The organism is Halococcus morrhuae DSM 1307, from assembly GCF_000336695.1.
In the GTDB taxonomy this organism is placed as follows: Archaea; Halobacteriota; Halobacteria; order Halobacteriales; family Halococcaceae; genus Halococcus; species Halococcus morrhuae.
Genome location: NZ_AOMC01000002.1, coordinates 1 through 13613 on the forward strand (window position 1 = coordinate 1; position 13613 = coordinate 13613).

General features: G+C 65.7%; 12 protein-coding genes. 4 read left to right on the forward strand and 8 right to left on the reverse strand.

The window, feature by feature from the left end:
- Positions 1-324: 324 nt before the first annotated feature.
- From C448_RS00005 to C448_RS00015, 3 genes are all read right to left on the reverse strand, one after another.
- Positions 325-1476: a site-2 protease family protein gene (locus C448_RS00005; protein WP_049915983.1), complete on the reverse strand. Its 1152-nt coding sequence runs from the start codon at positions 1474-1476 to the stop codon at positions 325-327.
- A 111-nt stretch (positions 1477-1587) separates the two neighbouring features.
- Complete coding sequence (locus tag C448_RS00010) at positions 1588-1833, reverse strand: DUF7123 family protein (RefSeq protein WP_004050904.1); 246 nt, start codon at positions 1831-1833, stop codon at positions 1588-1590.
- Positions 1834-2092: 259 nt separating this feature from the next.
- A complete protein-coding gene (locus C448_RS00015; RefSeq protein WP_004050906.1) occupies positions 2093-2914 on the reverse strand; it encodes a molybdopterin synthase in 822 nt (273 codons plus the stop codon).
- A gap of 81 nt (positions 2915-2995) precedes the next feature.
- Between C448_RS00015 and pyrH the strand changes: the two genes are divergently transcribed.
- From pyrH to C448_RS00035, 4 genes are all read left to right on the forward strand, one after another.
- Positions 2996-3712, forward strand: a complete 717-nt coding sequence (gene pyrH, locus C448_RS00020; protein ID WP_004050908.1) for a UMP kinase — start codon at positions 2996-2998, stop codon at positions 3710-3712.
- A 360-nt stretch (positions 3713-4072) separates the two neighbouring features.
- Complete coding sequence (lysS, locus tag C448_RS00025) at positions 4073-5764, forward strand: lysine--tRNA ligase (RefSeq protein ID WP_049915984.1); 1692 nt, start codon at positions 4073-4075, stop codon at positions 5762-5764.
- A 56-nt stretch (positions 5765-5820) separates the two neighbouring features.
- On the forward strand, positions 5821-7584 hold the full coding sequence (locus C448_RS00030; protein WP_004050913.1) for a site-2 protease family protein: 1764 nt from the start codon (positions 5821-5823) through the stop codon (positions 7582-7584).
- Between the two features lie 42 nt (positions 7585-7626).
- The gene (locus C448_RS00035; protein ID WP_004050915.1) at positions 7627-8064 is read left to right on the forward strand and encodes a universal stress protein; all 438 of its coding nucleotides are present in this window, start codon (positions 7627-7629) and stop codon (positions 8062-8064) included.
- Positions 8065-8086: 22 nt separating this feature from the next.
- Here C448_RS00035 and C448_RS00040 read toward each other — a convergent pair whose 3' ends face one another.
- The 5 genes from C448_RS00040 to C448_RS00060 all read right to left on the reverse strand — a co-directional run bounded on the left by C448_RS00040 (position 8087) and on the right by C448_RS00060 (position 13387).
- Positions 8087-8599, reverse strand: a complete 513-nt coding sequence (locus tag C448_RS00040; protein ID WP_004050917.1) for an HPP family protein — start codon at positions 8597-8599, stop codon at positions 8087-8089.
- Positions 8600-8645: 46 nt separating this feature from the next.
- The gene (locus C448_RS00045; protein WP_004050919.1) at positions 8646-9089 is read right to left on the reverse strand and encodes a universal stress protein; all 444 of its coding nucleotides are present in this window, start codon (positions 9087-9089) and stop codon (positions 8646-8648) included.
- 48 nt (positions 9090-9137) lie between these two features.
- The gene (locus C448_RS00050; RefSeq protein WP_004050921.1) at positions 9138-11063 is read right to left on the reverse strand and encodes a chloride channel protein; all 1926 of its coding nucleotides are present in this window, start codon (positions 11061-11063) and stop codon (positions 9138-9140) included.
- An 81-nt stretch (positions 11064-11144) separates the two neighbouring features.
- On the reverse strand, positions 11145-12440 hold the full coding sequence (locus C448_RS00055) for a TIGR00341 family protein (RefSeq protein ID WP_004050922.1): 1296 nt from the start codon (positions 12438-12440) through the stop codon (positions 11145-11147).
- Between the two features lie 77 nt (positions 12441-12517).
- Positions 12518-13387, reverse strand: a complete 870-nt coding sequence (locus C448_RS00060) for a formate/nitrite transporter family protein (RefSeq protein ID WP_004050924.1) — start codon at positions 13385-13387, stop codon at positions 12518-12520.
- Positions 13388-13613 lie beyond the last annotated feature (226 nt).

The window sequence follows — 13613 nt, forward strand, 5'->3', positions numbered from 1 at the left end:
GAGGTTCGCGCGCACCAGCAAAAGACTTCCGTAGGTTCGACGGCGTAGGCCGTCCGAACCCCCACCGGAGGAATCCTCGCCCTTCAGGGCGGGGAGGATGTCAAGGTATCGTTTGTCGCCATTGTAGCGTTGTTCGTATGCGTGCTGTCGTCGTTTCGTACGACCGGGCGGATCTCGTTGCCCCGGCCGTCGATGATCTACCGCTGCAGTATCACTCATAGCATCGTTCGACAAGTATCCCGACGCTAGTCCTGTAGTGTGCGGTACGTCGCGCCGTTCAACGAAGCGGTGATCCGGTTGCTACTGTTCGACAGAAAGGAGATTCTAAAGCGCAAGCTCGAACGGGACGGGCGTGAAACAGAGGATCCCCAGCCCGAAGGTGACGAACCCCAAGAGGACGCGTTTCGTATCGAGCGCGTCGTCGTAGATCGGCGTCGCGGGGCCGGCGTAGGCAAAGGCCATCGTGAACACGCCCCAGAACACCCAGAGGAAGACGGCGTTGAACGCGGCCTGTTGGACGTAGTAGAGGTAGGCCGCGAGCCCGAACAGCGCGGCGGGGACGAGCGCGCCGACGGTCGCCTGGCGCTCGCCGACCATCGCGCGGACGAGATGGCCGCCGTCGAGCTGGCCGACGGGGATCAGGTTGAGAAAGGTGACGAACATGCCGACCCAGCCGGCGAAGACGACCGGGTTGACCGACATGCCGGCGGGATACTCGATCGGCTGGCCGGTGAGGTCGGCGAGCCATTGCACGAGCAGGGGGTAGTTGAACTCGATCGGGATGGCCGGTGTGGGGACCGGTGGAAGACCGAGGCCGACGAGCGTGACGATGCAGGCGACGATGAGCCCGGCCAACGGACCGGCGACGCCGATATCGAAGAGGGTTTTGCGCGACGGCATCCGCCCGCGCATGCTGATGACCGCGCCCATCGTACCGATGACGTTGGGCAGCGGGATGAAGTAGGGGAGACTCGCGTCGACGCCGTGATATCGGCTCAGGGCGTAGTGGCCGAGTTCGTGCACGCCGAGGATCGAGAGCACCGCGAGCGCGAACGGCCAGCCGGCGAGGACGGCCATCGGATCGAGGAAGGCGTCGCCGACGGTGTCGATGGTGCCGTACCAGCGTGCGCCAGCGACGAGTGTCGAGAGTATAGTGAGCAGCGCGAAGACGACGTTCTTCCACGGGATCCCGTCGATGCCGGTCGAGTGCGGCGTGGCGACGAGGACGTGTCTCGTCCGATCGATCTCGATACCGGTGAACGGGTCTTTTTCCGAGTTGGATTCACTCGTCAATCTGACTTCGTAGCCCTGATCGCGAAACAGCGGCCAGAGACATCGTTCAAGCCGGCGGCCATCGACCAGCGGCTCGCCGTAATACCGGAGCTGGCCGCCGTCCACGTCCGTCTCGGTCACGCGAAAGAGTCCGGCGAACGCCTCGGCCGGCGGCCCGTCGGCCGGCGGGTCGCTGTCAGCCATCGACATGGATACGCGTCGAACGGGGATAAACGTACAGACCGTTTCGGGCGAGAGCGCCAGCGGGGAGCGGTCCGTCAGCGGGGCGGGGCGACGAGAGGCCAGTCAGGCCGGTCAGGCCGGCGCGACGCGCCAGGTCGTCGCGCTGGTGTACGACCACGGCTCGATCTCCAAATCGCCTGCCGAGTCGGCGAGTTTGTGCATCAGCGCACCGATCTCCTTCGGCGAGAGACCGACCTCGTCGGCGATGAACTTGCTCTTGAAGTAGAGCTCGCCGTCGGCCGCGTTGCGTTCGAGATATGCCTTCAGACGTTGCTCTTTGGTGGTCGCGTCGACACCGGCGGGCTGAGTCGTACTCATTGTGACCTCACTCGGTCATGCGATCCCCATGTATTATAGCCGACAGATGCTTCGGATGAATTCGGTGCACTTCACTCTCGATGGTGTCATCGACGACGTTTCACGACGCTTCCAAAATCCTTTAGACGTTTTATCGAGCATGCAGAGCCCATCGATCGACAAATAGGATCGCTTGTCGGCGGAGGAGAACGTTACGCACCGAATCGTAATTTCTACTTTTCTCGTATTGTAATTATCCCCCGATGCGGGGACGGATCGCTCACGCGCGGTCGTGGACCCAGAACTGCTCGTCGCTCGTGCGTTCCTTCTTGAATATCGGGACCTCGTCTTTGAGCCGGTCGATACCGTCCTCGACGGTCGCGAACGCCTCGCGGCGGTGGCCCGCGAGCACGACGACGAAGACGATGTCCTCGCCGGCCTCGATCCGTCCGACTCGATGGTGAGTGAGCACCTCGTGGACGCCCTCGCGCGCTTCGAGTTCGGTTTCGATGGCGTGCAGTCGCTCGTCGGCGACCTCGCGATAGGTCTCGAATTCGAGCGCTTCGGTCGGATCGTCGTCGGGGGCGTCCTTCACGCGCACGCGCCCGGTGAAGGTGGCGATCGCACCCGCACGGTCGGCCTGCGGCGATTCCTTTAGCTCTTGCACGAGCGAGTCGAGCGTCACGCGCGGTTCGAGATCGTCGATCTCCGTACAGAGCGCATCGAGATCGATCTCGTCGGCGTCGGTGGCTGTCACGAGCTCCGGGCCGGCGTGCTCGCGCCCGCCGAGAACGACAGCCGGCAGCCCGTGGCTCGAAAACCCCTCGACGAGTGCGTAGTCGTGATCGGGCGCGAGGTCGTCGAGGAGATCGGAGAGCGAACGCTCCTCGCCGGTGGCGAACCAGCCGTCGTCGCTCAGGCCGTAGGTGACGCGCGCGCCGGCCGCGCGGTGGCGGGCGGTGTCCTTGCCTTCCGTGTCGATGGTCGGTGCGTGATCGAGGTGTTTGATCGTGGCGACGCTGCCGTCCAGTCGGTCGGCCAGGCGTTCGACGAGCGTCGTCTTCCCGGTATCGGAGGGACCGACGACGGCGATGGCGTTCATACGAGGGGCACGGCTGGCGGTCGTTTGTACCCTTCGCCGGTGTTGACAACGCTTAAGAGTGCGTCCGGGCAACCGCCGACAATGAAAATCATCGTCTCCCTCGGCGGGAGCGTGCTCGCGCCCAGAGACTCCGAACGCGTGGGCGCACACGCCACCGTCATCGAGGGACTCGCCGAGGAGGGCCATACCGTGGGGGCGGTCGTCGGCGGCGGTACGGTCGCACGGAAGTATATCCATACCGCCCGCGAGCTCGGTGCCAACGAGATCGAACTCGACCAGCTCGGCGTCGACACGACCCGTCTCAACGCACGGCTGCTCATCGCGGCGCTGTCCGAACGAGCGGCGACCCGGCCGGCGCGTGATTACGAGACCGCGGGAGCGGCGCTCCGTCGCGGCGAGATCGCCGTCATGGGCGGTGTCACGCCCGGACAGACGACCGACGCCGTGAGCGCGGCGCTGGCCGAATACGTCAACGCCGATCTCCTCGTGTATGCGACGAGCGTCCCCGGCGTCTTCGACGCCGATCCGGACGAAAACCCCGATGCACAGCGCTTCGATCGCCTCTCAGCCGGCGAGCTCGTCGACGTGATCGCCGACATCGAGATGACCGCCGGCTCCTCCGCACCGGTGGACCTGCTCGCGGCGAAGATCATCGAACGCTCGGGCGTTAGAACTGTGGTTCTCGACGGCACCGACCCCGATCGCATCGGGCACGTCGTCAACACCGGCGAGCACGACGGCACCGACATCGTGCCCGCCGAGAGCGACGAACCGACCTACTGGGCGATGAATGACTGAGAGTAAGCGGAAGTCCACGGCTTCAGCCGTAGGTCCGAGCGATAGACCGCATCGAGAACTGCCACAATCGCCAGAACCGCAAGAGTTAGCCCCTCCGGGGTCGTACCTGAGTATAGACTCAAACGGGAAAATTGGAGTTGGGTTGGGGTCTCCATCAACAAAAAGCAACCTTGCCCGATTGGGCCTCGCTGCCATCGCAGGGCAGCGAACAAGGCCGATGGCACGGCCCGTGCGATGCGAGCGGGGGAACCCTGATGGGTTGGCGTCACCATTCGCTCATCGCCCCGAAGCAGAGCGCACGAACCCGGTACGGACATCGCGCAGCAGTGTCCGGAAGTTGCCTCTGTCGGGGTGGTCAGCGTGACCGACCCCGAGCGCGGGGAATCCCACGACTTCAGTCGTGTGGAGGATGTCAATGACGACCCGTATATTCTCGCCGGCTCGCAGCCACACGATTTCTGGGCCGAATCCGTCGCCGACGTGATCGACAAGCGCGAGCCCGACGACCCGATCGTCATCAAGGGCGGCATTTCGCCGTCGGGCGTGCCCCACCTCGGCAATATGAACGAGATCGCACGCGGCTACTTCGTCGCCGAGGCCCTCCGCGAGCGCGGGCGGACGGTCCGACAGATCTTCACCGCCGACGATCGCGATCCGCTCCGCAAGATCCCCCGAAAACTCGCCGACCTCGACGGCAACGTCGTCGGGCTCGGTGAGGTCGATGCCAGCGCGCTCGGCCGCAACCTCGGCAAACCCTACACCGCGATTCCCGATCCCTTCGGCTGCTGTGAGTCGTATGGCGCACATTTCTCGAACCTGATCGAGCGGAGCGCCGAGCTGCTCGAGATCCCCGTCGAGACCGTCTCGAACACCGAGCGCTACGAATCCGGTGCGTTCGACGACGTGATTCGCCACCTGCTCGAACACCGCGAACAGGCACGGAACGTACTCGGACAGTATCAGGAGAAGGTCGACGACGACTACATCCCCTTCCGCCCGATCTGCGCCGAGTGTGGCCACGTCACCGAGACGGACGCCGTCCGGAGCGTGGATCTCGATGCCGGCACCGTTGAGTACGTCTGTACCGACGTCGAGGCCGGCGAGCAAACGATCGAGGGCTGTGGCCACGAGGGCACCGCCACCTTCCACGAGGGAAAGCTCCCGTGGCGCTTCGAGTGGCCCGCCCAGTGGCAGGTGCTCGGCGTCGATTTCGAGCCGTTCGGCAAGGACCACGCCGAGGGCTCGTGGCCGAGCGGCGCGGATATCACCCGCACCGTCCTCGACGACAGCCCGCCGGTGCCGATGGCCTACGAGTGGTTCACGCTCGACGGCGAACCGTTCTCGTCGTCGGCCGGCCACGTCATCATGGTCCAAGATGTCTTAGAGTTTCTCGAACCCGAGGTGCTCCGCTATTTCTTCACGAAGGACCCGAGCCGAGCGCGCGATTTCTCCATCGAGCGCGCCGACCAGCTGGTCGACGAGTTCGATCGCTTCGAGCGGACGTACTTCGACGAGCACGCACGGGAGGACGAAACGATGGACGAGGCCGGGACGGCCTACCCGATGATCGTCGAAGCGGCGAGCGATCGACCGATCCGCCTCCCCTACACCTTCGCCGCGGTGCTCGGCATGACCGACGACAGCGAGCTCCGCGAGAAGATGGCGCGTCGTCAGGAGCACATCCCCGAAGATGCCTCGGAGAGCGCGGTCGAGGCGGCCCTCGGCCGCGTCGAATACGCCCGAACGTGGGCCGAACGCACCGACAACGCCTACAACTACCGCCTCGCGACCGATCTCCCCGACGTATCGTTCGGCGGCGATACGAGGCAAGCGCTCGACGAACTGGCTGGCGTCGTCGAGGCGGGCCACGACGGCGAGGAAATCCAGAGCGAGATCTTCGAGACCGCCCGCGAGCACGACCTCGATCCCGGTGACCTCTTTACCGCCGGCTACCGGCTCTTCTTCGACACCGAGCAGGGGCCGAAGCTCGGGCCGTTTCTCGCGGAACTCGACCGTGAGTTCGTGGTGCGACGGCTTCGCCGTGAAGGGTAAGCAGCGTCCGTAGCGGGACCCAAACCCTCATCACTGCTCATCACGGAAAAGTGCCAATGGCGAGCACGTTGCTGTGGGTTCTCTCGGGAGTGCTTCTCTACAGCGTCGTGGCGACGGCGCTATCGGCGCGGGGATTTCTCCCCGACTGGGCCCGAGTTTCGGGACCGATCACGACATTACATACGGAGCGCGGAAAGGCCGTCCTCGACTGGCTCGCACGCCCGAAACGGTTCTGGCGGGCGTGGGCGAACGTCGGCCTCGGCATCACGCTCGTCGTGATGGTCGGCTCGTTCGTCCTCGTCATCTTCAGCGCCGTCACGATCCTCAATCGGCCCTCCTCGACGATCATCACCGAGCCACAGGACGCGCTGGTCATCCCCGGAGTCAACCAGTTCCTCCCGCTCTCGGTCGCCCCGGAGATCGTTCTCGGACTGCTCGTCGGGCTGGTCGTCCACGAGGGCGGCCACGGTCTGCTCTGTCGGGTCGAAGACATCAGCATCTCCTCGATGGGGCTCGCGCTGATCACGCTGATCCCGATGGGCGCGTTCGTCGAACCCGACGAGGAGGAACAGCGCAACGCCGAGCGGGGTCCACAGACGCGGATGTTCGCCGCCGGCGTCACCAACAACTTCGCCATCACCGTCATCGCCTTCGCGCTCCTCTTTGGCCCGGTCGTCGGCTCGATTGGCGTCGTCCCGGGCGTCCACGTCGGCGGGGCGCTACCGGGCACGCCGGCCGCCGATGCAGGCATCGGCGAGGGAAGCGTCATCACGGGCGTCGCGGGCCAGAACGTGACGAACGCGAGCGATCTCGACCGTGCGCTCGTCGACGCGAACCGCACCGTCCCGGTCTCGCTGTCGAACGGCACCACGACGACCGTCGAGCGCTCGCTGGTCGTCACGAGCGCCATCAAGGACGGACCGATCGGGCTCGGCACGGGTGCGACGATCACGGCGATCAACGGCTCGCCCACGCACACCGAGAGCGGGTTCACCGCGGCGCTCGAAAACCGCTCCGTGGCGACGCTGCGGACCGACAACGGCTCCACGACGACCGCGCCGATGGGCGCGTACGCGAGCCGGATCACGCCCGACGGGCCGCTGGCGAACGCGACCGGTGAGGGCGGCGAGCCGGTTGTCGTCACACGATTTGCCGGCGAACGCACCCCGAACACGTCCGCGCTGTCCGACATGCTCTCGCAAACGAACCCCGGTGAGACGGTGCGCGTCGAGGCGTTCGTCGGGGGCGAGCGCACGACCCAGCGCGTCACACTCGGCGAGAACACACAGACCGGCAGCGGGCTGGTCGGTGTGACGGGGCTCCAGTCGGGGACCACCGGGATCGCCGTCGACGACTTCGGCATCGACGCCTATCCGGCCGCCGGCTTTCTCGCGGCGCTCGGCGGCGAGGGGGGAGCTGGCGGCTCGGCGCTCACCAGCGTCATCCTCCTGCTCACACTCCCGTTCGCGAGCGTCGCCGCACCCGGCGTGAGCTACAACTTCGCCGGCTTCGTCGGCGCGAACGTCGACTTCTACACCGCGACCGGCCCGCTCGGCTTCCTCGGCGGCGGCGTGTTCGTGCTGGCGAACGTACTGTTCTGGGTCGGCTGGATCAACCTCAACCTCGGCTTCTTCAACTGCGTCCCGACCTTCCCGCTCGATGGCGGGCACATCCTCCGGACGAGCACCGAAGCCGTCGTCTCGCGGCTCCCCATCGGCAGTCGACGATCGCTCACCGGCGCGGTGACGACCGCGGTGAGCCTGACGATGCTCGCGGCGCTCATGTTGATGATCTTCGGTCCGTCGCTGCTGTCGGGCTGATATCGCCGCCAACGTTTTCACCCCGGACTGACGAGCGCGATCATGTACGATCACGTACTGTTGCCGACCGACGGGAGCGAGGCGGCGATGGACGCCGAAAACGAGGCGTTCGAGATCACGACCACCAACGACGCGACGCTGCACGTGCTCTTCGTCGTCGACGAGACGGCCGGGCCGCTGAACGTCCGCGGTGGCGACGAGCGCTTCGAGGAAGCCGAATCGGAAGGCGAGGAGACAGTGGCGGAGATCGGCGAGCGGGCGGCACGGGCGGGCGTCGAGGACGTCACCGACGTCGTTCGACAGGGCACGCCACACGAGGAGATCCTGGAGTACGCCGACGAGCACTGCGATCTCGTCGTCATGGGGACCCGCGGCCGCAGCGGGCTCGACCGACAGCTCCTCGGCAGCGTGACTGAGAAGGTTGTCCGGCGATCAAATCCCTCGGTCCTGACGGTGCGCGTGGGCAGCGAAGGGACCTGAGCGTCGTGGGTTCGATCGGCGCTCACTCGTCCTGCTGGTAAGGGAGACTCCAGATCGGCCCGCGTTTGCCGAGAATTTCGTGTAACCCGACCATCACCAACACCGCCAACATGAACACGCCGACGCCCCGCGGAGAGGTGAGATAGCCGAGCGAGACGATGAGCGTCGTCGCGTACGCCGGCGGATGTTGAACGTCGGCGAGATACATGCCGAACGTCGAGAGGAGGGCGGCGACGAAACTCGACACCACCTGCCGGAACACTTCGAGCGAGAGCGCCGGACTCGCCGCCGGATCGATGCCGCCGACGATCAGATGGAAAGCGATGAAACCGGCCACCGCGCCGATGAACTGGCCGCCGATGATCCGCCGTGGATAGTTCATCTCGTCGTCGGGCAGCGTTCCGAGGAGGAACAGCGACGGCCCGAGGCTCGGGATCAGAAACGGCTGTCCGGTGACGAACGACAGGAGCCCAAGGACGAAGAGATGAAAGCCGAGATAGGTGCCGACCCCGCCACCGAGCGGATACCGAGCCATGGCCGTCGTTGGATCTCATGACGGATAAGACGGCCGTTTACCGGTTCTATTCGTCGGTCACGTCCCGCGAAACGACGAGGACCGGTCGATCGCTGAGGCGCACGACCCGTTCGGTGACGCTCCCGAAGACGAACCGGCTCACGCCCGACCGGCCGCGCGAACTCATCACGAGGAGATCGATCCCGTTGTCGTCGGCGTAGTCGAGGATTCCCTCGTGGGGAAGTCCCTCGTTGACCGCGGTTTCGACGGTGAGTCCACGATCCTCGCCGCGCGTTGCGATGGTGTCGACCGCCTCCTCGCCCATCGTTCGCAGCTCCGAAACGGTGTCTTGGGCATCGACGCCCATCAGCCCGGCCCCGCCATAGGTGTCGTCGACGACGTACAGCGCGTGGACCGTCGCGTCGTACGTGGCGGCGAGATCGAACGCGTGCTCGATCGCGGTCTCGACCGCCTCGCTTCCGTCGGTCGGGACGAGGATCTCGTCGTACATGGCGCTTCCTACGGCACGGAGTCACGAAAAACAGGGGGTCGAAACGGGCTACAGCGGGCCACGACCGAAATCGAGCTTTCCCGTTTCGCGGACCTGCTCGTCTTCGAGCTGTCGCATCGCCGACGTCATCAGGTTCTGCGAGTCGATCAGGCCCCGGAGGTCGCCGCTGTCACGGTCGACGATCGGGAGCTGTTCGAGATCGTTCGAGGACATCCGGACGGCGGCCTCGAACAGCTGTTCGTCCGGGTGGCCGGCGACGATATCGATCGTCCCGGCTTCGGCGACGGTGATCTCCGCGCCGTCGTTGGCACTCGCCCGAAGCAAGTCGCCATAGGTGACGATCCCCACGAGACCCTCGTCGGGATCGACGATCGGAAGCCCCTCGTGAAGTGTCAGTTCGGTGGTCCGTTCGGGCGTCGTCTCCGGTTCGCCCGGTTCGTCGAGAGCATCCGGCTGGTCACCGTCGGTCTCGGGGGTGAAACGGGCGACGGATGGCTCGTCGCTGGTGAGTTCGTTCACCAGCTCGGCAACAGTCACGTCGGGGCGGATCGTCACCGGTCGCTCGTCCATGATCTCGGCGACGGTGAAGCGCTTCAGCGGGTCGACCTCGTACTCCTGATAGATGTCGATCCCGCGCCGAGTGAGCTCCTCGGTCATCAGGGAGTTGCGGAGATAGATCGAGGCCACGCCGTCGGCGACGACGGCGACGAGAAACACCGGCAGAATGGCCGCGAACTGCTGGGTTACCTCCACGGTAAAGAGCACGAGCGCGAACGTCGCGCCGCCGGCGACGCCGAACAGGGTTCCCAGACCGGTGAGCGCGAACAGCCCGACCGGTAGCGTCACGCCGGGGACGAGCGCGTTCACCGCGAGCGCGAACGCGCCGCCGATGCCGGCCCCGATGACGAACATCGGCGCGAGAAAGCCACCCGACGTGCGCGTCCCGAGCGTCACGGAGACGCCGATCGCCTTCCCGATCACGACCAACAGGAGCAGTCCGATGGGAAGCTCGTTCTGGAGGATTTCGCTCGTGACCTCGTAGCCGACGCCGAGCACGCGCGGGACGAACAGCCCCATCACCCCGAGGATGAGCCCGCCGATCGCCGGCAGGAGTACGTTTCCGACCGGGAACCGATGGAACAGGTCCTCGACAGCGAAATAGCCGCGCTTGAAGGCGACGGTCGCCAGTCCCAGGATGACGCCGAGCACCAGCAAAAACGGCAGGTTCGGGAGCAGCTGGTAGCTCAGGTCGCCGATCCGGAGGAGTGGCTCCGTGCCGAGGAGCTGGCGACGAACCGCAGTCGCGATGACGCTGGCGACGCTCAGCGGGACGAACGACCGCATCCGGAACTCGAACAGCAGCAGTTCGATGGCGATCAGCACGCCCGCGATCGGCGTGTTGAACGTCGCGGCCATCCCTGCCGCCGCACCGCAGGCCAGCAGCACCTTTCGCTCGGCCACCGTCGTGGGGATGTACTGGCCGATGACCGATCCCATCGTTCCTCCGGTCTGGATAATGGGGCCCTCGACGCCGAACGGCGCGCCCGTCCCGATGGCGATGGCGGCCGAGATCGGCTTCAGCAGCATGACGCGGGGTTCGACCTCGCTGTCGTTGTCCCAGACCGCCTCCATCGCCTCGGGGATACCGTGACCGCGGATCCGCGGCGTCCCGTATTTCGCCAGCAATCCGACGATCAGCCCACCGATCGCCGGGATCAGTACGATCCAGATCGGCAGTCCGTTGTTCGGCGGCGTGACGAACTCGAAGGCGATCCGTCGATAGAAGAAGAGGTTCGTCAGCAAGCCGATGAAGTGGTAGATGAGAAACGCGATGATGCCGGCCAGAAGCCCGATGATCCCGGCGAGCACGGCGATCGTCCCGAGTCGATAGTTGGAGTCGGGGTCGATCGGTGTGCGATCCTCGGTTCGCTCGTCGAACGAAACAGTTCCGGACGTCTCCGCGTTGTCTGCCATCGCTCGTCGCCTCGTCACCGACGACGACGCTTCACTCTTGGTATTCCATCACGAATTCCGGAACGGACGTTCGTACCGTCCCTACCCCGATCCGGCCCGCTGGTATTCGACGAACCGCACCTCGACGGAGACGTCTCTGTTCGTCTCGGCGGCGATATGCCGTCTGAGTCGTTCGGAGAGCCGGGGGTAGGGCTCGCCGGTGGTGCGTGCGGCGACGACGGTGACGGAGCCCTCCTCACCGAGCAGGCCCGCGGCACCGAACTCGGCCGAGGCGGACGCGAGTTCGAGGTTCGAGTAGTCGGGATCGTCGAGCACTTCGTCGACGTTCCGGTTGACCGCCTGATCGAACAGGAAATACTGGTAGGTGCCGAACAGCATTGCAACCACGAGGAGAGCGAGGCCGACGGCCGCCAGCACCGAAACGATCCGTCGTGGTGAGAACGAGAGCCATTCCCGCAGGCTGCTGACCTCGGATGGCCGGTAGCCGAAGCCGAGGAGGGCGACGAGCGCCGAGAGGTTGATGAACACGACGTTGACCAGCAGCAACGCGAGCGCACCGAGCGCCAGCAGCGGCTCGGCCCAGACGACGCCGATCCCCACCGCAGCAGTGGCCGGCACGACCGCCGCGGCGACCGCGACGCCGGCGATCGTCACCGGGAGATCGGTCGAGAGTGCGAGCGCGCCCGCAGCCCCGGCGACGACCGCGATGGTGAGCGTCAGCAGCGTCGGCGTCGTGAACGATCCGACCTGTGTGATCCGCCCGACGGCGAGCGTCGACGGCACGAGATGGCCCCATCGGAAGACGGCAGCCGCGACGGTGGCGCTGATGGTGGCGACGACGAGCCCGAGGAACTGTGATCGGAGGCTGTTGGCCGTCGACTGTCCGTCGTCGCTCACCAATCCGACGCTCGCCGACAGCGAGGAACCGGCGAACGGTGCGACCACCATCGCGCCGACGATGACGATGGCGGAGTTGAGCAGGAGTCCTGCAGTAGCGAGGATCGCACTCAGCGCGGCAAAAACGACGAACATCGTCGTTTCGGGCGTGAGCTCCTGTGCCTTCGTCCGGAGTTCGGCGTGCGACAGCCCGATCTCGTCCTCGGGACCCTGCGTGTAGCGACCTTCCAGCTCGTCGAAATGTGGCGTCGTGGCGGTCTCGACGTCGGTGACGATCGTGAACGCGTCGTCGGCGAGACCCGCCTCCGAGAGTCGGCCGAGCATCTCCTCGACCGCACCTGCAGGCGTCGGGAAGTAGACGATGGAGGCGTCGTTGCCCGCCGCCTCGTCGGCGATGACGTAATCGGCGTCCGCGTCATCGAGCGTATCGAGCACGCTATCGCGTGACTCGTCCCTGACACGAACCTGTATGAGCCGCATCGAGCTATTCGATGGATCTCAAGCGCAGCCATATACGGATTCCGCAATCGTCGCGAGCCCTATTTGTCGCTATCCCGTCACGATTTGCCGAGGCTCTCGGGATCGACCTCGACGTCGCCAGGTTCGCCGGCCTTGATCGCCTGACCGTAGTTGAGCAGCGCGACGAACACCGTCCCGCCGACGGCGTTGCCGACCGTGGTCCAGAGCAGGAAATGAACGAACTGGGCGATCGAAATACCCTGCCCCCGGAACATTGCCGAGAGCAACTCCGTCGTGCCGAGAAGCGCGTGGTGGAACGGCCCGAACCCGATGACACCGGTGATCATCCAGATCAAAACGACTTGACCGATGGTGTCGCGGCCAGCGGCAACGAGCCACGTCGCCAGCCCCATGAGCCAGCCCGCGATGACGCCGCTCAGAAGGATCGCCCACCACGGCAGCGGCAGCAACGCGTCGGCGAGCATTCCGGCCGCCGCGGGCGTGACGATCCCCAGCGGCGGCCCGGCAACGGCGATGAAGCCGGCGAACACCGTACAGCCGATCAGGTTGCCGACGAGAACCACACCCCATAGTTTCCCCAGTTCGGCGATCGAGGCGCGGCGATCCATGACGGGCAGCACGCCGAGGGTGGTGTGGGCAGTGAACAGCTCCGTCTGGCCGATGATGACGATGACGAACCCGACCGTCGAGACGTTCGCGAGGACGAACCGCGTCACGAACGACGACTCGAACCCGCCCGAGAACGTCAGCGCCATCCCCATCAGCAAGGCTCCGAAGCTCACGTTGAGCCCCGCCGCGATCGCCGAGACGAACAGGCCGCTCGCCGGCCGACGGATCTGTTTGAGCGCGTTTTCGAGTTCACGACCCAAGATCTGGCGGGCGGCGAGGGTCGGTTCGGGCGAGCTTTCCTCGTCGGTGGTGTCGTCCTCGGTCACGTCACCCGACACCCTCGTTCGGCCGTCGTCGGATCATAGCAAGCTCCATTCAGCGCGGATACCACGCCCTTCAGGGCGTGGAGGAGCGCGTAGTCTTCCGCAACCGCCCGTTTCAGCGCCACGGCTGTCCCAGAATCCAAGCGTTAAGGCGCTCAGGCCCCTTGTTTCGGGCGATGCGGGCTGTGCCCGTATCGGCCGATACGGTTGCGACGAACCATGCTCGTCCGGCTCCCCGCCG